The sequence below is a fragment of the Streptomyces sp. P9-2 genome (genome assembly GCF_051903975.1).
Taxonomy (GTDB): domain Bacteria; phylum Actinomycetota; class Actinomycetes; order Streptomycetales; family Streptomycetaceae; genus Streptomyces; species Streptomyces cellulosae.
Genome location: NZ_CP192633.1, coordinates 2,801,075 through 2,824,767, shown reverse-complemented (window position 1 = coordinate 2,824,767; position 23,693 = coordinate 2,801,075). Strand labels below are relative to the sequence as shown.

General features: G+C 72.3%; 24 protein-coding genes and 1 pseudogene. 8 read left to right on the top strand and 17 right to left on the bottom strand.

From position 1 onward, the window contains the following. The first annotated feature begins 2 nt into the window (after positions 1-2). From ACQY0Z_RS13000 to ACQY0Z_RS12990, 3 genes are all read left to right on the top strand, one after another. Positions 3-773 carry a metal ABC transporter ATP-binding protein gene (locus ACQY0Z_RS13000; RefSeq protein WP_381729968.1) on the top strand — a complete coding sequence of 257 codons (771 nt, stop codon included), beginning with the start codon at positions 3-5 and terminating at the stop codon, positions 771-773. After that, positions 773-1,675 carry a metal ABC transporter permease gene (locus tag ACQY0Z_RS12995; RefSeq protein WP_189901767.1) on the top strand — a complete coding sequence of 301 codons (903 nt, stop codon included), beginning with the start codon at positions 773-775 and terminating at the stop codon, positions 1,673-1,675. Before ACQY0Z_RS13000 ends, ACQY0Z_RS12995 begins: the two co-directional genes overlap by 1 nt. A 61-nt stretch (positions 1,676-1,736) precedes the next feature. Continuing rightward, the gene (locus ACQY0Z_RS12990; RefSeq protein ID WP_189901769.1) at positions 1,737-2,171 is read left to right on the top strand and encodes a Fur family transcriptional regulator; all 435 of its coding nucleotides are present in this window, start codon (positions 1,737-1,739) and stop codon (positions 2,169-2,171) included. Positions 2,172-2,246: 75 nt separating this feature from the next. On the opposite strand, the gene ACQY0Z_RS12985 is transcribed toward ACQY0Z_RS12990, so the two are convergent. The 6 genes from ACQY0Z_RS12985 to ACQY0Z_RS12960 all read right to left on the bottom strand — a co-directional run bounded on the left by ACQY0Z_RS12985 (position 2,247) and on the right by ACQY0Z_RS12960 (position 5,597). After that, complete coding sequence (locus ACQY0Z_RS12985; RefSeq protein ID WP_439812293.1) at positions 2,247-2,471, bottom strand: DUF1275 family protein; 225 nt, start codon at positions 2,469-2,471, stop codon at positions 2,247-2,249. A gap of 129 nt (positions 2,472-2,600) precedes the next feature. Continuing rightward, positions 2,601-3,434 (bottom strand): isoprenyl transferase, encoded by an 834-nt coding sequence (locus tag ACQY0Z_RS12980; protein ID WP_189901773.1) that lies wholly within the window; start codon positions 3,432-3,434, stop codon positions 2,601-2,603. 43 nt (positions 3,435-3,477) lie between these two features. Further along, complete coding sequence (gene recO / locus ACQY0Z_RS12975) at positions 3,478-4,227, bottom strand: DNA repair protein RecO (protein WP_019523177.1); 750 nt, start codon at positions 4,225-4,227, stop codon at positions 3,478-3,480. A 21-nt stretch (positions 4,228-4,248) separates the two neighbouring features. Then, on the bottom strand, positions 4,249-4,464 hold the full coding sequence (locus tag ACQY0Z_RS12970) for a hypothetical protein (protein WP_189901774.1): 216 nt from the start codon (positions 4,462-4,464) through the stop codon (positions 4,249-4,251). Positions 4,465-4,782: 318 nt separating this feature from the next. Beyond that, entirely contained in the window at positions 4,783-4,974 is a 192-nt protein-coding gene (locus ACQY0Z_RS12965) for a hypothetical protein (protein ID WP_254586218.1), read from the bottom strand. 11 nt (positions 4,975-4,985) lie between these two features. Further along, positions 4,986-5,597 carry an ArsR/SmtB family transcription factor gene (locus tag ACQY0Z_RS12960; RefSeq protein ID WP_347226062.1) on the bottom strand — a complete coding sequence of 204 codons (612 nt, stop codon included), beginning with the start codon at positions 5,595-5,597 and terminating at the stop codon, positions 4,986-4,988. 207 nt (positions 5,598-5,804) lie between these two features. On the opposite strand from ACQY0Z_RS12960, the gene ACQY0Z_RS12955 reads away from it, so the two are divergent. Beyond that, entirely contained in the window at positions 5,805-6,071 is a 267-nt protein-coding gene (locus tag ACQY0Z_RS12955; protein ID WP_189901779.1) for a hypothetical protein, read from the top strand. A 4-nt stretch (positions 6,072-6,075) separates the two neighbouring features. Here ACQY0Z_RS12955 and ACQY0Z_RS12950 read toward each other — a convergent pair whose 3' ends face one another. The 9 genes from ACQY0Z_RS12950 to ACQY0Z_RS12910 all read right to left on the bottom strand — a co-directional run bounded on the left by ACQY0Z_RS12950 (position 6,076) and on the right by ACQY0Z_RS12910 (position 17,239). After that, positions 6,076-6,741 carry a response regulator gene (locus tag ACQY0Z_RS12950; RefSeq protein ID WP_439812292.1) on the bottom strand — a complete coding sequence of 222 codons (666 nt, stop codon included), beginning with the start codon at positions 6,739-6,741 and terminating at the stop codon, positions 6,076-6,078. After that, complete coding sequence (locus ACQY0Z_RS12945; RefSeq protein ID WP_439812291.1) at positions 6,738-8,090, bottom strand: sensor histidine kinase; 1,353 nt, start codon at positions 8,088-8,090, stop codon at positions 6,738-6,740. The genes ACQY0Z_RS12950 and ACQY0Z_RS12945 overlap by 4 nt, the downstream gene beginning before the upstream one ends. Before the next feature lie 62 nt (positions 8,091-8,152). Next, positions 8,153-10,231 carry an MMPL family transporter gene (locus ACQY0Z_RS12940; protein WP_439812290.1) on the bottom strand — a complete coding sequence of 693 codons (2,079 nt, stop codon included), beginning with the start codon at positions 10,229-10,231 and terminating at the stop codon, positions 8,153-8,155. A 164-nt stretch (positions 10,232-10,395) separates the two neighbouring features. Further along, positions 10,396-11,571, bottom strand: a complete 1,176-nt coding sequence (locus ACQY0Z_RS12935) for a hypothetical protein (protein WP_189901786.1) — start codon at positions 11,569-11,571, stop codon at positions 10,396-10,398. A 121-nt stretch (positions 11,572-11,692) separates the two neighbouring features. Beyond that, complete coding sequence (locus ACQY0Z_RS12930; RefSeq protein ID WP_189901788.1) at positions 11,693-12,715, bottom strand: SCO2521 family protein; 1,023 nt, start codon at positions 12,713-12,715, stop codon at positions 11,693-11,695. Position 12,716: 1 nt separating this feature from the next. After that, positions 12,717-13,679 (bottom strand): SCO2522 family protein, encoded by a 963-nt coding sequence (locus ACQY0Z_RS12925; protein ID WP_381727533.1) that lies wholly within the window; start codon positions 13,677-13,679, stop codon positions 12,717-12,719. Next, the gene (locus ACQY0Z_RS12920) at positions 13,676-14,593 is read right to left on the bottom strand and encodes an SCO2523 family variant P-loop protein (RefSeq protein ID WP_439812289.1); all 918 of its coding nucleotides are present in this window, start codon (positions 14,591-14,593) and stop codon (positions 13,676-13,678) included. The genes ACQY0Z_RS12925 and ACQY0Z_RS12920 overlap by 4 nt, the downstream gene beginning before the upstream one ends. 3 nt (positions 14,594-14,596) lie before the next feature. After that, complete coding sequence (locus ACQY0Z_RS12915) at positions 14,597-16,441, bottom strand: SCO2524 family protein (RefSeq protein ID WP_189901791.1); 1,845 nt, start codon at positions 16,439-16,441, stop codon at positions 14,597-14,599. Between the two features lie 45 nt (positions 16,442-16,486). Further along, positions 16,487-17,239: an SCO2525 family SAM-dependent methyltransferase gene (locus ACQY0Z_RS12910; RefSeq protein ID WP_189901793.1), complete on the bottom strand. Its 753-nt coding sequence runs from the start codon at positions 17,237-17,239 to the stop codon at positions 16,487-16,489. Positions 17,240-17,574: 335 nt separating this feature from the next. On the opposite strand from ACQY0Z_RS12910, the gene ACQY0Z_RS12905 reads away from it, so the two are divergent. Continuing rightward, the gene (locus ACQY0Z_RS12905; RefSeq protein WP_189901795.1) at positions 17,575-18,114 is read left to right on the top strand and encodes a GNAT family N-acetyltransferase; all 540 of its coding nucleotides are present in this window, start codon (positions 17,575-17,577) and stop codon (positions 18,112-18,114) included. 76 nt (positions 18,115-18,190) lie between these two features. Here the strand turns inward: ACQY0Z_RS12905 and ACQY0Z_RS12900 are convergent, their stop codons facing one another. Together ACQY0Z_RS12900 and leuA are read right to left on the bottom strand one after the other, a co-directional pair. Beyond that, positions 18,191-18,895, bottom strand: coding sequence for a TerB family tellurite resistance protein (locus tag ACQY0Z_RS12900; protein WP_189901797.1), 705 nt, complete (start codon positions 18,893-18,895; stop codon positions 18,191-18,193). Between the two features lie 189 nt (positions 18,896-19,084). Next, positions 19,085-20,806 carry a 2-isopropylmalate synthase gene (gene leuA / locus ACQY0Z_RS12895; protein WP_189901799.1) on the bottom strand — a complete coding sequence of 574 codons (1,722 nt, stop codon included), beginning with the start codon at positions 20,804-20,806 and terminating at the stop codon, positions 19,085-19,087. Positions 20,807-21,135: 329 nt separating this feature from the next. Between leuA and ACQY0Z_RS12890 the strand changes: the two genes are divergently transcribed. The 3 genes and pseudogenes from ACQY0Z_RS12890 to ACQY0Z_RS12880 all read left to right on the top strand — a co-directional run. Continuing rightward, a complete protein-coding gene (locus ACQY0Z_RS12890; RefSeq protein ID WP_189901801.1) occupies positions 21,136-22,209 on the top strand; it encodes a M4 family metallopeptidase in 1,074 nt (357 codons plus the stop codon). A 20-nt stretch (positions 22,210-22,229) separates the two neighbouring features. Beyond that, positions 22,230-22,496: a protealysin inhibitor emfourin gene (locus ACQY0Z_RS12885; RefSeq protein WP_189901803.1), complete on the top strand. Its 267-nt coding sequence runs from the start codon at positions 22,230-22,232 to the stop codon at positions 22,494-22,496. Positions 22,497-22,749: 253 nt separating this feature from the next. Continuing rightward, positions 22,750-23,550: pseudogene (locus ACQY0Z_RS12880) on the top strand (tyrosine-type recombinase/integrase); the annotation flags it as partial. Positions 23,551-23,693: the final 143 nt, after the last annotated feature.

The window sequence follows — 23,693 nt, the reverse complement described above, 5'->3', positions numbered from 1 at the left end:
GCATGACCACCGAGCCCGTCATCACCCTGCGGGGGGTGCGCGCCGAGCTGGGCTCGCGCCCCGTGCTGCGCGGCATCGACCTGACCGTGCGCCGGGGCGAGGTCGTCGCCCTGCTCGGCGCCAACGGCTCCGGCAAGTCCACGGCCGTGCGCACCGTGATCGGCCAGGTGCCGGTCACCGCCGGGGAGATCGAGCTGTTCGGCGCCGAGCGGCGCCGGTTCCGCGACTGGGCGCGGGTGGGCTACGTCCCGCAGCGCACCACGGCCGCCGGCGGGGTGCCCGCCACGGTCACCGAGGTCGTCTCCTCCGGACGGCTCGCCCGCACCCGCTTCGGCCTGTTCCGCAAGGCCGACCGGGAGGCCGTACGCCGGTCCCTGGAGCTGGTCGGCATGGCGGACCGCGCCAAGGACTCCGTCGACGCCCTGTCCGGCGGCCAGCACCAGCGGGTCCTGATCGCCCGCGCGCTCGCCTCCGAACCGGACCTGCTGATCATGGACGAGCCGATGGCGGGCGTGGACCTGGCCAGCCAGGAGGTCCTCGCCGAGACCCTGCGCACGCAGGTCGGCCAGGGCGCCACGGTCCTCCTCGTCCTGCACGAGCTCGGGCCGCTGGAGCCCCTGATCGACCGGGCGGTCGTCCTCCGCGACGGCTGCGTGCTGCACGACGGCCCGCCGCCCAAGGCGGTCGGCCAGCACGCCCTGCCCGGCCACGACCACGTACACCCGCACGCACCGGCGGACGCCGGACCGATCCGCACGGGACTGCTGAGCTGATGGAGATCCTCGACTACGCCTTCATGCAGCGGGCGCTGCTCGCCGCCGTCCTGGTCGGCGTCACCGCCCCCGCGGTCGGCGTCTACCTGGTCCAGCGCCGCCAGGCGCTCATGGGCGACGGCATCGGCCACGTGGCGATGACCGGCGTGGGCCTCGGCTTCCTGCTGTCCTGGTCCCCGGTGTGGATGGCGGCCGTGGTATCCGTCCTCGGCGCCGTCCTCATGGAACTGGTCCGCTGGCACGCCAAGGCGCGCGGCGACATCGCCCTCGCGATGCTCTTCTACGGCGGCATGGCCGGCGGCGTCATGTTCATCAACCTCGCGCCCGGCGGCTCCACGTCGAACCTGTCGTCGTTCCTGTTCGGCTCGCTGTCCACGGTGTCGTCGTCCGACGTGACCGCGATCTGCGTGCTGGCCGCGTTCGTGGTGCTGGTCACCGTGGGTCTGCGGCGGCAGCTTTTCGCGGTCAGCCAGGACGAGGAGTTCGCGCGCGTCACGGGTCTGCCGGTGCGGTTCCTGAACCTGCTCACGGCGGTCACGGCCGCGGTCACGGTGTCCGTGGCGATGCGGGTGGTCGGACTGCTGCTGGTGAGCGCGCTGATGGTGGTGCCGGTCGCGGCGGCCCAGCAGCTCACCCGGAGCTTCGCCGCCACGTTCGCCGTCGCCGTCGCGATCGGCGTCAGCGTGGCCGTCGGCGGCACCGTCACCTCGTACTACCAGGACGTGCCGCCCGGCGCGACGATCGTGCTGCTGACCATCGGCGCCTTCATCCTGCTGACCGCGCTGGCCGCCCCGCTGGCCCGGCGCCGCGCCCGGGCGCTGGCCGCCGCACGGCCAGGGGCCGACCCCGCGGAGTGCTCGATTCCGGCCAGTCGCGCGGCGGACGGCAAGGTCGGCGCCTGACCGGCCGGTACCCGGACTGGCACAATGGCCCGGGCAGCAGCAGATGTGAGGAGGCATTCCGGTGACGACCGCAGGACCGCCCGTGAAGGGCCGCGCCACCCGGCAGCGTGCCGCGGTGGCGGCTTGCCTTCAGGAGGTCGACGAGTTCCGCAGCGCGCAGGAACTGCACGACATGCTCAAGCACAAGGGCGACTCGGTCGGGCTCACCACGGTCTACCGCACGCTGCAGTCCCTCGCCGACGCCGGCGAGGTCGACGTCCTGCGCACCGCCGACGGCGAGTCCGTCTACCGCCGCTGCTCCACCGGCGACCATCACCACCACCTGGTGTGCCGAAGCTGCGGCAAGGCCGTCGAGGTCGAGGGCCCTGCCGTGGAGAAGTGGGCGGAGGCCATCGCGGCCGAACACGGCTACGTGAACGTGGCCCACACGGTGGAGATCTTCGGCACGTGCGCGGACTGCGCGGGGTGCGCGGACGGGGCGTCCGGGACTTCCTGAGGCTCCACCGCCGGGTCGCGGCCGGGCCCCGGCCCAGGTGCCCGCGCCTCCGGCCGGTTACGGCCGGCCACCCGGCTACGGACGGGGCACACGGGGTGTGCGCGCCGCAGTGGGTACAGGCGCACCGGGCGCCGGAGCACGGCTGGAGCCCTCGCGGCGGGGGCACATCAGGTCACCGCCGAGAGCGGCCGGTTCGCGCAGGAACAGCACGTCGCTCGTCACCAGCGCGCAGAACACCTTGCCCAGGGTCAGGAAGCTCACCGCATCCACGGCGCCCGCGATCACCGTCAGGACGGTCATGGCGGCGGTGCGCCGCACCTCGGACGGGGCACGTCGTCGGACGTGGGGCCGGCATGGCCAGGGCGGCCGCGCGCGCCCGGCAGCGGCCGTGCGACACGCGGCCGGACACCATGCCCGGCGCAGGCCGGGTCAGGACTGGCGGCCCTCCATGGCCAGCAGCTCCTCGTTGGGGACGGCCCCGCCGAAGCGGCGGTCGCGGGAGGCGAACTCCAGGCACGCCCGCCACAGGTCGCGCCGGTCGAAGTCCGGCCACAGCACGTCCTGGAAGACCATCTCGGCGTAGGCGCTCTGCCACAGCAGATAGTTCGAGGTGCGCTGCTCGCCGCTGGGGCGCAGGAACAGGTCCACGTCCGGCATGTCCGGGTAGTACAGGTACTTCCGCAGCGTCTTCTCGTCGACCTTCGACGGGTCGAGGCGGCCCGCCTTCACGTCCTCGGCGAGCGCCTTCGCGGCGTCGGCGATCTCCGCGCGGCCGCCGTAGTTCATGCAGAAGTACAGGGTGAGCCGGTCGTTGTCCTTGGTCTGCTCCTGGGCGACCTGGAGCTCCTTGGCGACGGACTTCCACAGCTTGGGCATACGGCCCACCCAGCGGACCCGGATGCCCAGCTCGTCGAGCTGGTCGCGGGTCTTGCGGATGAAGTCCCGGTTGAAGTTCATCAGGAAGCGCACCTCGTCGGGCGACCGCTTCCAGTTCTCGGTGGAGAAGGCGTAGAGCGAGATGGCGCCCACGCCCATCTCGATGCCGCCCTGCAGCACGTCGAGCACCCGCTCGGCGCCGACCTTGTGCCCCTCGGTGCGGGGCAGGCCCCGCTCCTTCGCCCAGCGCCCGTTGCCGTCCATGACGATCGCCACATGGCTGGGGATCAGCTCCCCGGGAAGCTTCGGGGGCCGCGCGCCGGAGGGGTGCGGTTCCGGGGTCCTGTACTCCCGGCGCTGCCGCCCCAGGAATCCGCGTACGGCCATGTGTCTCTCGTCTCCTCGTGCTGGTCCTCGTGCTGAGGGGGGCTTACTGCTTCTCGACGTACCGGAGCGAGCGCAGCCCGCGCTCCAGATGCCAGTGGAGGTAGGCGGACACGAGCCCGCTCCCCTCCCGGACGTACCGTGCCTCGCACGCGTCCGCGGTGGCCCAGTCTCCCGTGAGCAGTGCGCCCAGGAGTTCGAGGGCCTGCGGCGAGGGTACGACGCTCCCGGGGACGCGGCAGTCGGCGCACACGGTTCCGCCCGACGCGACCGAGAAGAACCGGTTCGGTCCGGGCATGCCGCATTTCGCGCAGTCCGTGAAGCTGGGCGCGTAGCCGTTGACGGCGAGGGAGCGCAGCAGGAACGCGTCGAGCACCAGGTGCGGGGCGTGCTCGCCCCGGGCGAGGGTGCGCAGTCCGCCGACGAGCAGCAGGTACTGCTGGACGGCCGGCTCGCCCTCGTGGTCGGTGAACCGCTCGGCGGTCTCCAGCATGGCCGTGCCGGCGGTGTAGCGCGCGTAGTCGGTGACGATGCCGCCGCCGTACGGCGCGATCGTCTCGCTCTGCGTGCACAGCGGCAGACCGCGTCCGACGAGCTCGCTGCCCTTGGCGAAGAACTGCACGTCCACGTGCGAGAAGGGCTCCAGGCGCGCGCCGAACTTCGACTTGGTCCGGCGCACGCCCCTCGCCACGGCGCGCACCCGCCCGTGACCGCGGGTGAGCAGGGTGATGATCCGGTCCGCCTCACCCAGCTTCTGGGTGCGCAGCACGATGCCGTCGTCGCGGAACAGACTCATGGCAGCCATTGTCCCGCACGTTCACGGCACCTCGCCGCGACGCCTGGCGTTGGCGTACGCGGTGGCGGCGCGCAGCCGTTCCTCGGGTGTCGCGTGCCGCACGGCCCGGGGGTCGGCGTCCCACTCCCGTCCTCCGCCGTACGGCCGCAGCTGTACGTAGGGGCCCTCGTGCCCCATGACGATGCCGAGCCGCTCGGCGCGGGTGTCCACGACGTACGCACCGACGGGCGGTTTCACCGCACCACCGCCGCCCGGAACGCCTCCCGCATTTCTTTCACCACGTCCTCCGCTTCTCCGGCGCACCACGCCGGCTGTTGTGCCGAGACCGTGATTCCCGCCTCTGACAAATGTCACGCTTCGTGTCACACGCACGACGTCAGGTCTCTGGGCTTACGGAGTTTCCGCAGGTGCGGGGCGGGGTGGTGGACCGGTTTCGACCGCACGGGAATGCGGGAGGCAGGCGGAGGAACGTGCGGGCGGGGCGTTTTTCGCCGAAGAAAACACGGGAAGTGCCGACCCCGTTTCCCGCATTTCCGAATTCGCGTCGGGACGACGTCAGAACGAGACGGACGCGGGTGTCCGGGGCGCGGCGACAAGCCGCAGCCCGACGCCCACGAGCGTCCAGCCGAGACGGGTGCGCAGCCCGCGCGGAGGTGCCGCCGCGACGGCGAGACGGTACGCGTCGGCCTCGGCGCGGAGCTCCGCGGCACGGACGCGGTGCAGGTCCAGGAAGCTCGTCGGATGCATGGGTCTGCCTCTCATTCCGTACGGGTGGGGAAGAGATGGGTGTGCACGCGGACCTGCTCGGCGTCCGGGGTCCCATCGTCGGGGGCGCGGTCCCGGTAGCTGTCGACGAGGGCGTGCATCCTCTCGACGAGTTCCGCCGCCTGGTCGGGCGTGAGGCGCAGCGTCAGGTCGCTCATGTCGGAGGCCCGGCGCCACTCCTCGGGCCACTCGCCGGCCGTGCCGAGCCAGGTGGCGATCTCCCGGGTGTGGGCGTTCGCGACTTCGTGCAGGAACAGGTCGGCGGCCCCGCGGACCTCCGGGTCGCTGTCCCGGAGGAGGGTGTCGTCGAAGCGCACGCCCGCGTGGACCGCCTTCCACCACCGCTCGCGCCCCTTGCCGTGCTCCGGGGCGTCCTCGACGAACCCGTGGGCGGCGAGCTGCCGCAGGTGGTAGCTGGTGGCGCCGCTGGACTCGCCGAGCTTCTCGGCCAGTTGGGACGCGGTGGCGGGTCCGCCGCGCCGCAGGGCGGTCAGCAGCCGCATCCGCAGGGGGTGCGCCAGACCGCGCAGGGAGCGCGCGTCGAGATGGTGCAGCCGGGGCTGCTCGGACTCGTTCGGTTCCTGCGGCGTCTCGGGCTCGTCCATGCGCCCAGGATAGGCCTGCAAAGAACCTGTTGCAAGGATTTCTTTGCAAGCAGATCTTTGCAGCGGGTTCTTTGCAGTGTTTTCTTTGCATGTGGACGATATGCCGATGACGCCGATGGCGTGACGTTTCCGCAGCCGTGCAACCGGAGGGTGCCGCCCCGCTCTCCTCCCCTGCGGAACCGACACTCCTTCGGTGAGGAGAGCGACATGACCGCGACCGCCTTCGAGTACGGACCGAATCCTTACGCCGCCGGGCAGTCGGGCGCCGACTACCTGCTGGCCCCGCCGGACCCGGCCACCCGCGTCGGCGCCCTCATCGACCCGCGCGACCGGCGCCGGCTCGACCTGCACGCCGCCCTGACCGCCGCGGGCATCCCGCCGCGGCCCGAGGACCGCGAGGCCATCGAGCATCTCAGCGCGCTGTCCGCCGGGATCAACAGCACCATCCAGCGCTGGCTCCAGCACACCCTGTAGGAGGTCAGCCGGCGCCCGGCGCGACCAGGCCCGACTCGTAGGCCACGACGACCAGTTGGGCCCGGTCGCGGGCGCCGAGCTTGCCCATCGTGCGGCTCACATGCGTCTTCGCGGTGAGCGGGCTGAGCCCCAGCGTCCCGGCGATCTCCGTGTTGCTGAGGCCGCGCGCGACCAGCGTCAGCACCTCCCGCTCCCGGTCGGAGAGACAGTCGGGGCCGGCGGTGACGGGCGTGGCCGCGGGACTGCGCAGGAAGCGCGCGATCAGCCGGGCCGTGGGTCCGGGCGACAGCAGCGCGTCGCCGGCGGCCACCGTCCGGATGGCGTCGAGGAGTTCGGCGGGCCGGGTGTCCTTCACCAGGAACCCGGACGCCCCGGCGCGCAGCGCGTCCACGATGTTCTCGTCCGTGTCGTAGGTGGTGAGGACGAGCACCTTCACCCCGGCCAGGTCGTCGTCGGCGGCGATCAGACGGGTCGCCTCGATGCCGTCGAGGTCCGGCATGCGGATGTCCATGACGACGAGGTCGGCCCGCCGCGCACGGGCGAGTTCGACGGCCTGACGGCCGGTCGCGGCCTGCCCGACGACCTCCATGTCGGGCGCCGACTCCACGAGCATCGCGAACGCCTCCCGCACCAGCGTCTGGTCGTCGGCGAGCAGCACACGGACGGTCATCGCTCCCGTCCCTCCCGGGTCGCGCCGGTCAGCGGCAGGGCGGCGGTCACCTGGAAGCCCCCGCCCGCGCGGGGACCGGCCTCCAGCGTGCCGCCCACGCTGCGAACCCGCTCCCGCATGCCGACCAGCCCCAACCCGGGGGTGCCGCCGGGGTCGGGTCCGGTGCCGTCGTCCGTGACGCCGATGTGCAGCACCCCGTCCCGCTCGCTCACGTCGACCCGTACGCCGGGCTCAGGTCCCGCGTGCCGGACCGCGTTGGTCAGCGCCTCCTGCACCACCCGGTACGCGGCGGCCCCGACCGCGGGCGGCACCGGCTCCGCGACCCGCACACGGTGCTCCACGCGGGCGCCCGCCAGCCGCGCGGCCTCCACCAGGTCGGGCAGGCCGTCCAGCCCGGCGAGCGGACCCCGCGCGTCCTCGGGTTCGCCGTTGTCCCGCAACACCTCGAGCGTGGCGCGCAGTTCGCCGCGTGCTGTGCGGCAGGTGCCGGCGATGTCGTCGAGGGCCTTGGCCACGGCCGCCCGGTCCAGACGGTCGGGGTCGGCGGCCAGGACGTGCGCGGCGACGGACGTCTGCACCCCGATGAGGGTGATGCTGTGGGCGAGCAGGTCGTGCAGATCACGCGCCATGCGCAGCCGCTCCTCGGCGACCCGGCGGCGCGCCTCCTCCTCACGGGTGCGCTCCGCCCGTTCCGCGCGTTCCACGATCGCGGCGACGTACTGCCGGTAGTAGCGGACGTCGAGGCCCAGGAAGAGGACGGCGACGACCCAGCCGGTGATGCGCACGAGTTCCGTGAACCCGTCGGGGTTGGTGAGGGCGTTCACGGTGAGGGTGGTGCCGATGACGACCGTGCCGACGAGCAGCGTCCGGCGCGGGGTGCCGGTCGCGGCGACCGTGTAGAGGACCACCACGGTCGCGCCCACGGGCGCCAGGTGGTGGTTGTCCAGGGCGTGGTACGGCACGATCGGGGCCAGCACCGCCGACAGCACCGCCAGCGGCCGCCTCCGCCGCCACGCCAGCGGCACATGGGCGCCGAACAGCAGGGCCCAGCCGAGCGCGTCGGGCCGACGGCCGTCGTCGGTCAGCAGCGCCAGCGCGACACCCAGGACGGCGGTGCACACGGCGAGGATGGCGTCGTTGCGGAATGCGTGCGGGCGGGTCAGGGGGTCACGGCTGAGCGCGGTGATGATGCCGTCCCTGGTCCGGGAGTCCGCCGGGCGTGACGTCCTGGGGTCCGTGGATCTCGGCTCCGTACGCCCGGAGTCCGGGGGTCCGGAGCCTCGGTCACGGGAGTTCGCGGCCCGGGCGGGCTCGGCTGCCTGTGCTGTCGTCGGGTGCACGGGGTCCATCCTCGGGGAGGAGGACGCCCCTCCGGGAGGGAGGGGCGCCCTGTCACGGTCGTACGGGCGGATCACACCGGCTCCGGCTGCCGTTCCCGGTGTTCCGGTTCGGGCGTGCGGGACAGTGCGCCCGGCCACCACATGCGGCGGCCCAGCAGCACACTGGCCGTGGTGACCAGGTAGGTGCGGACCAGGAAGGTGTCGAGGAGGACGCCGACGGCGATGACGAGGCCGAGCTCGACCATCGCGACCAGGGGCAGCGTGGTGAGCACGGCGAACGTCGCGGCGAGCACGACGCCCGCGGAGGCGATGACGCCGCCCGTGGTGCGCAGCGCGGTGAGGGCGGCCGCCTCGGGTTCGGCTCCGTTCAGGGACTCCTCCCGCATGCGGTGCATCAGGAAGATGCCGTAGTCGACGCCGAGGGCCACCAGGAACACGAAGGACAGCAGCCCGATGCCGGGGCCGGTGCCGGCGAAGCCGAGCAGAGGCCCGAAGACCAGCCCGCCGATGCCGAGGGCCGCGCCCCAGACGGCGACCACCGCGCCGAGCAGCAGCAGCGGAGCCACGAGACTGCGCAGCAGCACGACCAGGATCAGGAACACGGCGGCCAGCACCAGCGGCACGATCACCGCGCGGTCCCGTGCCTCGCTGCGGGCGAGGTCGAGCTGTTCCGCGCTGGGGCCGCCGACATGGGCGCCGGTGCCGTCGAGCGTGTCGCGCAGGGCCTCGATGGTGCGGGTCTCCCCCGCCGACTCGGGCGGCGCGGTGGCGAACACGGTGATCTCGGCCCAGGTGTCGTCGGCCCGTCCCGGAGTCGCCTCGGCGACGCCCTCCGTCTCCCGAACCCGCTCGACGACCTCGCCGGCCTCCCCGGCGGGCGCGATCACGGTAATCGGCTGGGCGCCGCGCTCCGGGTACTCCTCCGCCAGCGTGCGCATCGCCGTGACGGACTCGGGCCGTTCGGTGAAGGCGTCCTCCTGGCGGAGGTCCCCGCCCAGGTTGAGCGTGCCCAGGGCGAGCGCGCCGAGGAGCACCGCGCCGCCGGTCAGAACGGCGGCGGGCCCGCGGGTGGCGGACGTCCCCATGGCGGCGAACAGCGACCGCCGTGCCTTCGGCTCGCTGCCGAAAGCGGGGATCAGCGGCCAGAAGACGCGCCGCCCGAGCAGCACCAGGACGGCGGGCAGCAGCGTCGTCATCGCGACCAGCGCGGCCAGCACCCCGACCATGCCGACGGGACCCATGCCGCTGCTGCTGTTCAGATCGGCGGCCAGCAGGCAGAGCAGTCCGGCGGCGACCGTGCCGGACGAGGCGAGCACGGCGGGCCCGCAGCCGCGCAGGGCGGCCCGCATGGCGTCGTACGGCCGCTCGTGGCGGCGCAGTTCCTCGCGATAGCGGGAGACCAGCAGCAGCGCGTAGTCGGTCCCGGCGCCGAGGACGAGGACGGTCATGATGCCGCCGCTCTGCCCGGTGATCGTGATGCCGAACAGCTCGTGCGCCCCGTACCCGGCGGCCATCGCCAGGACGGTCGCCGCTCCCGCCACGGCGAGCGGCACCAGCCACAGGAACGGGCTGCGGTAGATCAGCACCAGCAGCACGGTCACCACACCGAGCGTGGCGGTCAGCAGCGTGCCGTCGATGGTGTCGAACACCGCGTCCATGTCGGCGCCGACCGCCCCCGGCCCGCCGACCTCGGCGCTCAGCCCGCCCGTCCCCTCGACGGTCTCCCGCACCCCGTCGACGAACGCGAGCTGCGCCTCCTCGTCCTGCCCCGGCTCCGTGCTGGACACCGGGTACATCAGCGTGCTGCCGTCCGCCGAGGGAACGCCCCGCGGCGCCTCCGACAGCTCGTACGCCCGCTGCACCCCGGCGATCTGCGCGGCGGCCGCCTCCCGGTCGGCGGCGGTCAGCCCGCCGTCGCGGTGGTACACGACCACCAGGTCGGTGGACTCGCCGCCGGGCAGCTCGTCCTGGACGCGCGCCACCTGTGTCGAGTCGGCGCCGGCGGGCAGGTAGTCGACCGCCCGGTTCTGCTGCGCGCCTCCGAACTTCCCGGCGAGCGGCCCGAGCAGCACCAGCGCCGCCACCCACAGCCCCAGCACCGCCCAGGGCACGGCCCGCCGCCCCCGTGTGCCTGTCCTGACTGCTCCCATGAGCCTCGGCTCCCCTCCGGTCCGGTCCACTGGATCTGCTGTCCAGCCTTCCGGCGGCGGGGAGCCGGGACGTCCGGCCTGGGACCGAAACGGCGGGTACTGCGGCGGGCGGCCGGGGCGCGGCCGTTACTCCCCCGGGAGTAACGGCGGGGACCGACGGGAGGTCAGCCCCGGTCGACCATCCAGGTGCCGTCCTCCTCGTCGTCGACCCGGACCTCCAGCTCACGCAGGCTCATCCCGGCCTCCCACAGCTCACGGAACCGCTTCATCCGGTCGTGCACATGGTCCTGACGGGCGATCAGCCGGGTCCGGATGTTGACGTCGCGCAGGTCCTGGTCGATCTCGAAGGACACGGCCTCGTCGTAGACGATGAAGTCGTTGGTGGTGCCGCGCAGCAGATGCGGCGGCAGCTCCGGCAGGACGGCCACGCGCACCTCGATGTGCAGCACCTCCTGCTCCTCGCACAGCCGCAGCAGCCGGTCGTCCAGCTCCCGCGCGCTCTCCAGCAGGAACAGCCGGCGCACCGGGACGCCCTGCTCGATCGCCTCCGCCTGGGCGTGCAGATAGCGGCTGGCGGGCTCGCTGTTCCAGAACGTCCGGTCGACGGAAGTGCTGGTGGCGCAGATGGACTTCTCCGCGGCCCGGGTGAGGGTGAGCATCCAGTCGTGGTTCTCGCCCGGGCACTCCGCGGTGAGGGTGGTGAGGTCGCTGAGGTGCCCGATCACCCGCTGCATCTCCAGCCGGACGAAGGTGGAGAGGATCGGCAGGCCGGGCGAGAGGACCTCGGCGAAGTTGGCGGCCAGGTCGGACACGGACCCGATGCGCACCAGGGGCGGCGCCGGCGGTTCGGGCTCGGCCGGGCGGGGCGGCGGCACCAGGCGCGTCTCGACGAGCTGCTTCATGTCCTCGGTGTGCCGGGTCAGCCCGTGCCGGAGCTCGTCGTAGCGCCGCAGGCCGCCGCGCACGGTGGCGGCGGTCTCGGCCAGCAGGCTCTCCGCGCGCCGGGCCCGCTCCTCGGCCGCCCGGTCCGGGACCAGCACCAGGTGCTGGACGGCGACGGCGGCGACGGCGACCAGTGCGGCGGCGCCGAGCTGCCGCGCCGCGCCGTCCTCCGGGCTGAGCAGCGCGGCGAGGCCCCAGGTGAGCAGTCCGGCGACCAGGCCCACCAGCAGCCTGCGCCGCCACGGGACGGGGCCGGGACGCCCGGCCGGCCCGTCGGACCGGGCGGTGACCGGGGGGCCGGGTGCCTGGGGCGTCCGGTCCTCGGGGTGCTCTGGTGTGCCCACCGCGCCCGGCGGGCCGGCCGTGTCGTCGGGCTGGGGTGTCTGTGCCGTGCTCATCTCGCTTCTCCCCCCGTTGGGAAACACGTCGGTTCGGATGCGGAATGTGCGTGGGGGTCCGGACGAGGCCGCTCACGGCTGGTGGGCGTCTCGCGGGCAGGGGCTCGGGGCCGGGGCGCGTTCAGGGCGCGGGCTCCACCTCCCGGTGCACGGGCGGGATCGCGTGCAGGGTGAGCTGGTCGCGGACGCGCTGGACCAGGGCGAGCCACTGCCGGGTGAACCCGGGCCGCTCCTCCAGCGCCTCCCACAGCGGGGCCAGCCGCCCGGACACACGGGCCCGCGGCATCCACAGGTGCAGAAGATGGTCGACGGCAGGACGCAACGCCCCTACCACCGGCGGGAGTTCGCCGTCCCCGCTGGTACGGGGCCAGGATCCGGGCGCGGCGGGGCCGAGGCGGATGCCGTCGAGGACGCGGACCAGGGTGGTCAGCAGCCAGTCGTGCAGGGCCAGGTCGTCGCAGAGCCCGGCCAGGTCGGCCGCGGGAATGTCCTCCGGGACGCGCAGCCGTACGGTACGCAGCTCGTCCTCGGCGACGGTGAACCGCTCCAGGGCCGGCGCCTCGCCCGGCGGCGCGGTCAGCGCGACCCAGCGCAGCCGGGTCTGCCGGGACCTGAGCGGCGGCCGCTGGTCGAGCAGCGGATGCCGCAGCAGCCGGGTGAGCAGTCCCCCGGCGATGAGCCCCACGTCGAGGTCGCCGTGGCGCCCGCCGTCGAGCAGACCGGCGGCGACGGCGTCGTAGGGCAGCTTGCCCAGCGGCTCGACCACCGCGGGCCGCACCAGGTAGTCGCCCCAGGGGCGGCGGTGGTCGGGCCCGGAGGCGGGGAGGGTGAAGTACGCGGAGGTCTGCAGGACGCGTCCCTCGGTGAGCGCGGCGCGCGCGGCGACCGTGCCGACGGCGCGGATCCGGGCGCCGTTGGCGCTGGGCAGCGGGCAGTCGACGCCGGTGAGGGTGTCCGGGGAGCGCCCGTAGAGGTTGGGGCGCTCGGACACCAGGACCCGCTCGTCGGCGCGCAGCCGCAGCAGCTGGGCGGCGGCCCGGCTGTCGAGGGCCTGCCCCGCGGGCAGCAGGCAGGTGCGGACCTCGCCGCAGGCCAGCACGGTGCGCGGCGCGGCGGTGGCGGGCGGTGCACCGGGGGCCGGCATCTCAGGTCTCCTCGCAGAAGACGTAGGAGACGCGGTCGGCGACCGGGCCGGGGACGGGCACGCCCTCGCCCGCGGACCGCTCGGCGACCTGGCGCAGGGCGTCGCGGTCCACGTCGGTCTGGTCGAGGATCACCCGCACGGCGTGCTCGACGGGCAGGAAGCGACTGGGCAGCACCGAGCAGGTGCGGTAGGCGGCGAACGGGTCCGCCCACTCGCCGAGCCGTACCAGCGGCGGCAGGTCGTCCCACTCGTCGGGGAACGCGCCGGTGTGCGGCCGCGGTTCGAAGACGGCCTCGCCCTGGTGGCGCAGCAGTCCGAGGCGGGCGAGCTGCCACACGGCGGCCAGGAACGGGCAGGACCACAGACGCTCCCCGTCGGGCGTCTCGTTCCACAGTTCGACGTCGAGGAACACGGAGTGACGGCGGGCGGCGGTCTCGCGGGGCGGCTCCCAGGCGGCGGCCTTCCGCATGGCCTGCGGGGCACGGGCGGTGGGGCTTCGCACACCGTTGGCGAGCCAGCCGGTCTGGGCGGCGGGCGGGCGGTTGCCGTAGCTGCCGGGCGGCGGCTCTTCGACGATCCGCGCGGCCACGGCCTCCGCGACGGGCACCTTCCCGCTGACGGCGCACGCGGACTCGCGGGCCAGGTAGTCGACGGCGAGCCCGGCGCGCTCGGCCTCCTCCAGCAGCATGGGGACGACCTCGGCGGGGCTGGCGAACCGGGTGAAGTAGTCGTCGATCAGGAAGCAGGTGCTGATCCGGGCGCGCCGCCCGCCGGCCCGGTCGGCGGCGACGGCGCGGGCGGCCTCGGCCCAGGGACGGACCCGCGCGAAGTGCCGGCGCAGATGCTCGGGCCCCGCCTCGAAGTCCTCCATGTAGAGGTGCCCCAGCTCCAGGGAGAGGTGGGAGAGGGGGACCGCCTGGGTGCGGGGTTCGGCGGTGGTCTCACGGAACACCGCTTCGGTCATAACAGCCCCCAGTACGCGTCGTCGGTGAGCCGCCGGGCGATCTCCTCGAGCGCCTCCAGCGTCTCCTTGTTGGCGATCTGGGTGGCCAGGACGTCCTCCTCGGTGATCAGCTGCTCCCGCCACTGCAGGATCGGCTCCAGCGGCACGGTGCCGAGTACCACGCTGTCGCCGATGTGCTGGTCGGAGGCGAGCCGGCGCAGCGCCCGGTTGCAGGACTGCATCCAGGCGGCCTGGGCGGGCGAGCCCTGCGCCCACATGGCCGACTCCGGGTCGGGCACGGCGGCCCGCACGAAGCGGATGTTGTCCTGGAGGGTGTTCTCGTCGTGCCCGCGGTCGACGCCGCTGCGGAGGATGCCGTTCTCCTTGTGGACCAGGCCGGCGGCGGCGATGACGTGCTGCCGGGTCCAGCGGTGGAACACCAGCCAGCGGTAGGAGACATGGCGCATCTGCGGGTGCGCGGTGGCCGCGAGGACGAGGTCGACGGCGTAACTGCGGCCGGCGCTGAGGTCGACCATGACGAGGTCGAACTCGCTGTTGAGGCGCAGCAGCAGGTCGATGCAGCGTTCCAGCGCCTCCTCGCCGGTGGCGAACTCGCCGCCGCCCGCGTCGCCGGGGTAGAGGACGAGCCGCCCGGACTGGTTCTGCCGGGCACGCAGCACCGGGTGCTCGGTGTGCCGCCAGATGTCGATGCTGGCCGGTTCGGTGACCTCGCCCTCCAGGTAGGAGTGCAGGCCGCGCTCCTCGGTGCCGCGCAGGGCGCTGGGCACGTCGAAGACAGCGGCCGCGGTGGGCGAGCCGAAGTCGAAGTCGACGTAGGCGACGTGGTCGCCGGTGAGGGCGCGCTGGTAGGCCAGGTTGGCGCTGGTGACCGAGCGGCCCGTGCCTCCCTTGTCGGAGGCCGCGAAGACGAGCACGGCTCAGCCCTCCTGCGCGGCGGCGTCCCGGGCCTGGGCCAGGGTGTCGAGTTCCCGCAGGACGGGCAGGGCGAGCGCGAAGGCGGTGGCCGGCCGGTCGTCGACCAGACCGCGGGCGTGGTCCAGACGGTTCTCTATGCTCCGCATCGCCCGGGCGCGGCTGCCGTCGTCGCCGGTGGACGCCTCCAACTGCTCCCTGCCGAACAGGTGCGTGGCCTCGCTCAGCAGGTCCCGGGCCAGGTCGGCCAGGTCCGGACTGCGGATGGGCTCCTGCTCGTAGAGGTTGCGGGCGGCGACCAGACACTCGGTGACGCGCTCGGTGACGCTCCAGGAGAGGCGGCGGTTGACGCCCTTGGCGTCCGGGAAGACGGCGCGCACGTCGTCCCAGAGGCCGGCGCCGTGCCCGTCCTCGATCCTGCGGCTCCACAGGTGCTCGAAGGTCTGCTCGGCGAGGCGCAGCAGCCGGTCCTGCGCCTCGATGTTCCGGGACAGCTCGGCGAGCTGCACGGTCCGCTTGAGCAGCTGGGCGGAGAAGTCGGTCATCCGCCACTGGAGCCGTGACCCGGAGCGTTCGGACCCGGCGAGCGGCATCAGCACACCCGGGTCGTGCAGCCGGACGACCGGGTCGTTCCTGGTCATACGGCTGGTGACGCGGCCTCGGTCGGCGAGCCGCTCCATGATGGAGACGGTGCGGGTGAGGTCGTCGTCGGTGGCCCTGCGGCGCACCAGGTCGTGGACGAGGATGGCCGCGACGGTGAGGGAGAAGTACTCGGACTCCAGGCGCAGTCCGGTGGTCTGCCAGGGCAGGTCCTCCAGGGGCCAGCGCTCGGTGCCGAAGCGGGCGACGGCCGACCAGTACTGCTGGCTCAGCTCCCAGCGCAGCCGCAGCGCCTCGGCGAGTTTCTGCTGGTCGGCATCCAACAGTCCGAGGGTGAGGGTGCGCTCGGAGAAGAGGTCCTGGATGCCGTCGAGGGCGACGACGGTGAAGTACACGTAGGGCAGCCGGTCGGCGATGCCGTCGGGCTGGCCGGGCACCGGGGTGTCGAGGTCGGTGACCTTGGGGGCGTCCTTGACGACGCCCCAGGCCCAGCCGCACTCGAAGAGCTGGCTCTCGTCGCGGATGGACTCGTCGACCTCGATGCCGCGGCTGAGGCTCTCGATGATGGTGGCGCGCAGCGGCCGGAAGCGGCGGGCGAACTGCTGGAGGACGGCCCGGTCGGAATGCCGGTTCTGGCCGATGACCTGGATGAGCCGCCGGCCCTGCTCGGACTCGGCGTCGAAGACGTTGACCGCGAAGGAGCGCAGCAGGCTGACCATGGCGGCGGTGAGGCGGAGGTTGGTGGCCTCGCGGAGTTCGCCGAGCGCCCGGCGCACGTCGGGGCGGGTGGTGCTGTTCTCGTAGACCTTGAGGAAGCCGAGGGTCGCCAGGCAGAGCGTGACGGACATCGAGTAGGAGTCGACGACGCCTAACTTGCCCTGTTCATAGCTCAGTTCGAGGTCGGGGTCGACGGTCTTGAAGTACGGTCCGCCGGCGAAGGTGGGAGCGTCGTCGGGGCCGGTGTGGGTGCGCATGAACTGGGTCAGCGCGGTGATCAGGTTGGGCGGGATCTCCAGCCTGCTGCCGGCCCGCTCCAGCGCCTGGAGCACGTCCCGTTCGGTGGTGTCGGGCTGGTCCAGGCGGAACGCGGGGATCTCGGTGGCGGGGTACAGCAGGCAGAGCAGCCGCTCGGCGTCCGCGACACTGCTGAGCCCGTCGGTGTCCCCCCACACGAGCTTGCCGTCGTCGAACGAGTGGCGGGCCGCGGCCCGCCAGATGTCCAGCAGATGCTGGCGTGGCTTGATCTGCATCCCCCTACCCCTCGTACAGACCGTGTGCAGACATGGTCCCCGTTCCTACGTGTCCGCAATCGCCGAATTTCGCCGTCCGAGGGCGAGAATGATGCCCTCGTGCCCCTCGCGCACCATGTGGTGCAGATCGTGGATCTCCAGGTCGTCGGCCCAGTCGGCGAGGCTGTCGCGGACGCGCTCCTCGTTGACCCGGTAGGCCGGATAGTGATGGTCGCCCACCTGGTAGCCGACGGATTCCTTCATGAAGGCGGTGGCGAACGGCGCGCCCTCGTTCAGCGCACCCATGAAGCAGATGACGCCGCGGCGGAACTCGTCGGGGCACTCGGACATGGAGTCGGCGACGAAGAACATGGTGCCGATGTCCCAGCGGCGCTGGCCGTCGAGGTCGAGGAGGTTGGCGCGCTCGACGCGGACGATCTCGCCGAACCGGCCGCGCGGCTCGACGGCGGCGTAGCCGGGGTGCTCGCGCAGCTGGTCCCAGAAGGGGTCCCAGACGGTGTCGAACCCGGCGGGGGACGCCTGCTTCTCCAGGTACTCCACGTTGGGCTGCGCGTACTCAAGGAGCAGGACCTTCTCGCACCAGGGCAGCATGGACAGGGCCGGGTAGAGATTGGCCCCGGCGCCGACGTCGACACCGCGGCCCGTGCGCGGGACGCCGTCCGTGAAGCACTTGCCGAAGTAGTCGCGCATCAGCCGCACGATCAGCAGATCGACCTCGAGGGGGCTGCGGTAGTTCGCGTCGACGTACGCCTCAGGATCGAACTTCGACCACGGGGCGTCGGCGTTACGGTCCATCATCACCCTGCCGCGTTCCATTCAGTGTCGGACAAGACCGTGTGCCCTGTCTGCGCCGTTCCGCTGAACGTCGGCAGGTGAAGCAGCATCTCCGGTTCTCGCACGGTAGGCCGAAGTGGCACGCGGAGACAGCCAGGAACACGCCGTTCCTCGTCGACGGGCGCACGGAAGGCGCACGCCGGTTGTCCATGCACCCCTGAACTCGCCCTTGCACGCGGTGAGTTGACGGCTCACTCTATCCAGAGACGCCACCGGCCGCCACCGGAAGCAGCAATCCCTTCCGGGTGAACGCCGGTGTCTTGGCGTTGACCCATCCGCATGTCCCGACTGGGGGTGGCATGACCGCCGAACCGCTGGAGCGCACCCTGGACCGGCACGGTCGGCTCGCGGGACCCGAGGGGTTCCCGGAGCCGGGACGCCTGATACTGAGGGGAGCGCTCGAGTCCGATCTGCCCGAGCTGCGCCGGCTCGACGAGGAGGTGTTCCAGGAGGTCGCCTACCCCGCCTTCCTGCTCCGCCAGCTGTACGACGTCTACGCCCAGCACTTCCTGGTGCTGGACGACGGCGCGGGCGGGCTGCGCGGCTACGTCCTGGCCGCGACCACCGCGTTCAGCCGGGACAGCTGGATCCTCGGCCTGTGCGTGACCGAAGGGGACCGCCGGCACGGGCTGGGCCGGGAGCTGATGACGGAGATCCTCGCGCGGCTCCGGCAGGACGGCATCGAGACGGTGCGGCTGACGGTCGAGCCCGCCAACCGGGCCGCGATCCTGCTCTACCGCTCCCTGGGCTTCACTCCGGAGGAGCCGGACGGCGGCCTGCGCCGGGACTACTTCGGCCCTGGCGAGCACCGGCAGGTCCTGCGACTGGAGCTGTGTTAGACGGGCGGACGCGTCAGGACGGCGACCGCGCGACACGGACCGGGCCCGGACGGCGTCCGCCGGAGACCGGCCTGGTTCAGGACGGCGTCCGCGCCGCCGCCAGGAGGCGGCCGACGTCGTCGGAGCAGATGGTGAGGGCCGCGCCCACCGTGGCGAGGGCGTCCCGTTCCGCGGGGGTGTACGGGCCGTCGGCCAGGGCGATCCGGGCGCCCTGGAGCAGGATCGACTCGCGGCCGGGTCCGGCCAGGTGCGGGGCCAGCGGGTCCAGCGCCTCGTGCAGTTCGATGGACAGCCCCGCCACGCAGGGCTCGCCGGTGAACCGGCCGGTGTCCTCCTCCAGCGCCTCGACCAGCGCGGCCAGCTGCTCCTCCGTGCAGTCCTCGAAGCCGGCCGCGCGCACCCCGGCCGCGGCGGTCTCCAGGGCGGCGCGGGAGCAGGTGCCGCCCGCGGCGAGGACGGCGAGGGCGACGGTGTGGACGGCGTCCCGCAGCATCGCGGAGAAGCGGGTGGTGGTGGGGTGGTCCAGCACGTCGGTGCCGAAGTGGCCGCGGCAGGCGGCGCACTCCACGGTCGGCGCGCACACCCCGCGCGGCAGCACGGGCACGCCCAGCACGGTGAAACGGCGGCGTCCGGTGAGCCGCTGGTAGTTGCGGTCGCCGCCGCAGCTGGGGCAGAAGAACTCCCCGTCGCCGACGGCGGTCCACGCGGTGCGGGTGCCGACCAGGCGGCGCGCGCGCCCGGCGGCAGCGGTACGGCCGTCGGGTCCCCGTTCTGGCAGCACGTCGCACCTCCATCAACGCCACACAGCTCCGTCGCCGCGCTTGCGTGATGTTAGCCACATCCGGGAGGCGGAGTCAGTACCCGGGACGAGACCTTTCCGTGACCATCACAGGTGTTGGCCGGTAACCGACGCCGGGGCCCCGCCCGCCGTGACGGCGGACGGGGCCCCGGATTCGCTCGTGCAGGCTGCTCAGCGGGTTGCGCGGTTGACGGCGGAGACGACCGCCTTCAGCGAGGCGCGGGTGGTGTTCGCGTCGATCCCGATGCCCCACAGCACCTTGTCGCCGATGGCGCACTCGATGTACGAGGCGGCCTGCGCGGAGGCGCCCTCGCTCATGGTGTGCTCCTGGTAGTCCAGCAGGCGTACGTCGATGCCGATGCCCTGGAGGGCGTCGAAGAAGGCCGAGATCGGACCGTTGCCGGTGCCGACCAGGGTGGTCTCCCGGCCGTCGACCGTGGCCTGGACGGTGAGGGTGTCCACGCCGTCGTGGTCGGTGGTGCTCTGGCCGCCGGCGACCTGGATGCGGCCCCAGGGGTTGTCCGGGTTGGGCAGGTACTCGTCCTGGAAGACGGCCCAGATGTCGGCCGGGGTGATCTCGCCGCCCTCGGCGTCCGTCTTGGCCTGGATGATCTTCGAGAACTCGATCTGCATCCGGCGCGGCAGTTCCAGCTTGTGGTCGTTCTTCAGGACGTACGCCACACCGCCCTTGCCGGACTGCGAGTTGACCCGGATGACCGCCTCGTAGGAGCGGCCGACGTCCTTGGGGTCGATCGGCAGGTACGGCACGGCCCACTCGAGGTCGTCGACGGTGACGCCCTTGGCCTCGGCCTCGGCCTCCATGGCGTCGAAGCCCTTCTTGATGGCGTCCTGGTGGGAGCCGGAGAAGGACGTGTAGACCAGGTCGCCCACGTACGGGTGGCGCGGGTGGACCTCCATCTGGTTGCAGTACTCCCACGTACGGCGGATCTCGTCGATGTCGGAGAAGTCGATCTGCGGGTCGACGCCCTGCGAGAACAGGTTCATCCCCAGGGTGACCAGGTCGACGTTGCCGGTGCGCTCGCCCTGGCCGAACAGGCAGCCCTCGACGCGGTCGGCGCCGGCCATGACCGCCAGCTCCGCCGCCGCGACGGCCGTGCCGCGGTCGTTGTGCGGGTGGACGGACAGGCAGACGTACTCGCGCCGGGAGAGGTTGCGGTGCATCCACTCGAAGCGGTCGGCGTGCGTGGACGGCGTGGAACGCTCCACGGTGGCGGGCAGGTTGAGGATGATCTCGCGGCCGGGACCGGGCTGGTAGACGTCCATCACCGCCTCGCAGACCTCCAGCGCGAAGTCCAGCTCGGTGTCGGTGAAGATCTCCGGGCTGTACTGGTAGCCGAACTCGGTCTCCGGGCCCAGCAGCTTCTCCGCGTACTCCATCACCAGGCGGGTGCCGTCGACGGCGATCTGCTTGATGTCGTCCTTGGAACCGCGGAAGACCACGCGGCGGAAGACGGGCGCGGTGGCGTTGTACAGGTGGACGGTGGCCCGCTTGGCGCCCTTCAGGGACTCCACGGTGCGCTCGATCAGGTCCTCGCGGGCCTGGGTCAGCACGGAGATGGTGACGTCGTCGGGGATGGCGTCCGGGTCCTCGATGATGGAGCGGACGAAGTCGTAGTCGGTCTGCCCGGAGGCGGGGAAGCCGACCTCGATCTCCTTGTAGCCCATCCGTACCAGCAGGTCGAACATGGCGCGCTTGCGCACGGGCGACATGGGGTCGATCAGGGCCTGGTTGCCGTCGCGCAGATCGGTGGAGAGCCAGCGGGGCGCGGTGGTGATCCGCTTGTCGGGCCAGGTGCGGTCGGGGATGTCGACCTGCTCGTACCGGCCGTACTTGTGGATCGGCATGCTGCTGGGCTGCTGGCGGTTCGCCATGATGCGGGGGCTCCTCGGTGGTCCGCGGGGTGTCCTGGGGGACGGCCGACGGCGCAGCGCCAAACTCCGCGGGGAGGGGGTCGGCCTCTAGCGCAGACCCTCACCGCGGCAGCTAAGGAGAAGCAGCCCGAAGTGCATGATGCTCCGCAGCTTATCCGAGTCGCCCACCGTGCGGGGTTGCGTATCAGTATGCGGGATCGGTGGGACGAACGGGACAAAGAGTGCCGTATACCACTTCCATAGCGGGCGGCGGGCGGTTATCGCGGGGGAATTCATCCGTCATGGTCGCGGGTAGTGACAGCTCGGTGACTGAGTGCGATGGTTCCGGCATGACGACGAACGGGGGCCACCGGCCCGTCTTCTGCACCATCGTCCCGCCGCACGTCCTCGACCGGCTCTCCCAGGCCGAGGACCCCCTGGTCCACGGGCCCGCGCGCCGCACCCTGCGCCGCGACGCCTACGAGCGCACCCAGCGCCGGCTGACCACGGTGGTCGGCGCGCCCGCCGTGACCACACGCGCCGCCCCGGCCGAGCCCGGCACGCCGCAGCGCACCGTGTACGACGCGGGGCACGGCACGGACCTGCCCGGCGAGAAGGCACGCGGCGAGGGCGAGGAGCCCGGCCAGGACGCCACCGTCAACCGCGCGTACGCGGGACTCGGCGCCACCTTCGAACTGTTCCTGAAGGAGTTCGGCCGGGACTCGATCGACGGCAGCGGACTGCCGCTGGACGCCACCGTCCACTACGACCGGGACTACAACAACGCGTTCTGGAACGGCGAGCAGATGGTGTTCGGCGACGGGGACGGCGAGATCTTCCTCGACTTCACCATCGCCGTCGACGTCATCGGCCACGAACTCGCCCACGGCGTCACGCAGTACACCGCGAACCTCGACTACTTCGGCCAGTCGGGTGCGCTCAACGAGTCGGTGTCGGACGTCTTCGGCGCGCTCATCAAGCAGTACACGCTGGGCCAGACCGCCGAGGAGGCCGACTGGCTGATCGGCGCGGGCCTGCTCGCCCCGCGCGTCACGGGCGTGGCCCTGCGCTCGATGAAGGAGCCGGGCACGGCGTACGACGACGACGTGCTCGGCAAGGACCCGCAGCCGGCGACGATGGACGACTACGTGCGCACCGGCCGGGACAACGGCGGCGTGCACATCAACTCCGGCATCCCCAACCACGCGTTCTACCTGGCGGCGACCACCCTCGGCGGACACGCCTGGGAGCGCGCCGGGCAGATCTGGTACGACGTGCTGACGGGCGGGGAGCTGGACCAGGACGCGCAGTTCACGGACTTCGCGACGCTCACGGTGAAGGCGGCGCGCGCCCGGTACGGGGAGGGCGCGGAGCTGAACGCGGTCACCAAGGCGTGGGAGCGGGTGGGGGTGCGCACGCCGTAGTTCCGTACTAGACACGGACCATGCGTATTCAGGTGCGGCGCACGGGCGGCTTCGCGGGGATCGAGCGGCAGGCCGAGGTGGACACCTCGGGCCGGGCCGACGCGTCCGAGTGGCACGCCCTGGCCGAGCGGGCCCTGGCGGCCGGGCGGACCACTCCCCCGGCCGGGGTCCCGGACGGCTTCAGCTACACGATCACGGTGGACGGCAGGACGGTGCACTGCGCGGACCCGGGGCTTACGGAGGAGCAGCGGGCGCTGATCAGGAGGGTGTTGAAGGAGGGAGCGTGAAGGTCACTTCACGGTGATGTACCGCGCAACGACACGGACGGCCTCGGCGCACGCGGGCTCACAGGAGACGACCACTTCATCGCCGACCTGTGGAATCAGCTTGCTCCCCTCTGTTCCGGCACTGGACGAAACCGGTGCGCGATACGGCTCACGGCGGGCTGATCCGGGCATCGCCGCAGGAAGTCGACCAACTACCGAAGCGCCCCCCCCGAACTCCCGGACACTCGTACGGCAGTCCTCGAACTGCCCATATGTGTCCGCTATGACGCTCACCTACATCCACTCCGTCCTCAAGTCCGCCCTGGAGCACGCCGTCCGAGAGGAAGAGATCCCGCGCAACGTCCGCACCGGCACCCCACGCCCCCGACGCTTCGAACCTCTCACCGCCGACGAAGCCCGGCAGTTCCTCGCCGCCGCCCAGGACCACCGGCTGCACGCGCTGTTCGAACTCGCCCTCCACACCGGACTCCGCAAGGGCGAACTCCTCGGCCTGCGCTGGGAAGACCTCGACCTCGACGCGAGCACCGCCGCAACCCGCCGAACCTTGCAGCGCACCAGCGCCGGTGGGCTCACCACGCTGCCCACCAAGTCACGGGCCTCCGAGCGCCGTATCGCTCTCCCCACCCGTTGCCTCCACTCGCTGAAGCACCACCACGAGCAGCAGCAGCGCGAACACGAGGCCACAGGCACCACCTGGCAGCACCACGGGCACGTGTTCACTACGGTGCAGGGCAGATCAATCGACCCGACCAACCTGACCCGCAGCTTCGCCGCGCTCCTCCGCACGGCCGGCCTCCGCCGCATCCGCTTCCACGACCTCAGGCCCTCGACCGCAACCCTGCTCCTGGAACAGGGCGTCGAACTCGTCGTGATCAAGGAACTCCTCGGCCACACCCACATCGGCGTCACCGCCACCGTCTACGCCCACGTCAGGCTCCGCTCCCAGCGCGACGCTATCGACACCCTCAGCACGGCACTCGACGGCCCAACGATCGTCGATACGACCAACGGTAACGGCGACGAAGCTCCACCCTGTGCCGCTGTCGTCCGCTGACGTTGCCGTCAACTACTGCCGTCACAGCAAACAGAAGCCCCTGCCAGGTTTCACCTGCCAGGGGCTTCTGTTTGCTGGAGAAACATGCCCTGATGACGTCAGCTCGCGGCATCTGAGCAAGGCCAGGACTGCACCAAGCTCGC

Excerpts from the sequence above, each read along its gene's own strand:
- ACQY0Z_RS13000 (WP_381729968.1), top strand. The coding sequence starts at position 3 with ATGACCACCGAGCCCGTCATCACCCTGCGGGGGGTGCGCGCCGAGCTG.
- ACQY0Z_RS12995 (WP_189901767.1), top strand. The coding sequence starts at position 773 with ATGGAGATCCTCGACTACGCCTTCATGCAGCGGGCGCTGCTCGCCGCC.
- ACQY0Z_RS12985 (WP_439812293.1), bottom strand. The coding sequence starts at position 2,471 with ATGACCGTCCTGACGGTGATCGCGGGCGCCGTGGATGCGGTGAGCTTC.
- ACQY0Z_RS12980 (WP_189901773.1), bottom strand. The coding sequence starts at position 3,434 with ATGGCCGTACGCGGATTCCTGGGGCGGCAGCGCCGGGAGTACAGGACC.
- recO (WP_019523177.1), bottom strand. The coding sequence starts at position 4,227 with ATGAGTCTGTTCCGCGACGACGGCATCGTGCTGCGCACCCAGAAGCTG.
- ACQY0Z_RS12965 (WP_254586218.1), bottom strand. The coding sequence starts at position 4,974 with ATGCATCCGACGAGCTTCCTGGACCTGCACCGCGTCCGTGCCGCGGAG.
- ACQY0Z_RS12960 (WP_347226062.1), bottom strand. The coding sequence starts at position 5,597 with ATGGACGAGCCCGAGACGCCGCAGGAACCGAACGAGTCCGAGCAGCCC.
- ACQY0Z_RS12955 (WP_189901779.1), top strand. The coding sequence starts at position 5,805 with ATGACCGCGACCGCCTTCGAGTACGGACCGAATCCTTACGCCGCCGGG.
- ACQY0Z_RS12950 (WP_439812292.1), bottom strand. The coding sequence starts at position 6,741 with ATGACCGTCCGTGTGCTGCTCGCCGACGACCAGACGCTGGTGCGGGAG.
- ACQY0Z_RS12945 (WP_439812291.1), bottom strand. The coding sequence starts at position 8,090 with ATGGACCCCGTGCACCCGACGACAGCACAGGCAGCCGAGCCCGCCCGG.
- ACQY0Z_RS12940 (WP_439812290.1), bottom strand. The coding sequence starts at position 10,231 with ATGGGAGCAGTCAGGACAGGCACACGGGGGCGGCGGGCCGTGCCCTGG.
- ACQY0Z_RS12935 (WP_189901786.1), bottom strand. The coding sequence starts at position 11,571 with ATGAGCACGGCACAGACACCCCAGCCCGACGACACGGCCGGCCCGCCG.
- ACQY0Z_RS12930 (WP_189901788.1), bottom strand. The coding sequence starts at position 12,715 with ATGCCGGCCCCCGGTGCACCGCCCGCCACCGCCGCGCCGCGCACCGTG.
- ACQY0Z_RS12925 (WP_381727533.1), bottom strand. The coding sequence starts at position 13,679 with ATGACCGAAGCGGTGTTCCGTGAGACCACCGCCGAACCCCGCACCCAG.
- ACQY0Z_RS12915 (WP_189901791.1), bottom strand. The coding sequence starts at position 16,441 with ATGCAGATCAAGCCACGCCAGCATCTGCTGGACATCTGGCGGGCCGCG.
- ACQY0Z_RS12910 (WP_189901793.1), bottom strand. The coding sequence starts at position 17,239 with ATGATGGACCGTAACGCCGACGCCCCGTGGTCGAAGTTCGATCCTGAG.
- ACQY0Z_RS12905 (WP_189901795.1), top strand. The coding sequence starts at position 17,575 with ATGACCGCCGAACCGCTGGAGCGCACCCTGGACCGGCACGGTCGGCTC.
- leuA (WP_189901799.1), bottom strand. The coding sequence starts at position 20,806 with ATGGCGAACCGCCAGCAGCCCAGCAGCATGCCGATCCACAAGTACGGC.
- ACQY0Z_RS12890 (WP_189901801.1), top strand. The coding sequence starts at position 21,136 with ATGACGACGAACGGGGGCCACCGGCCCGTCTTCTGCACCATCGTCCCG.
- ACQY0Z_RS12885 (WP_189901803.1), top strand. The coding sequence starts at position 22,230 with ATGCGTATTCAGGTGCGGCGCACGGGCGGCTTCGCGGGGATCGAGCGG.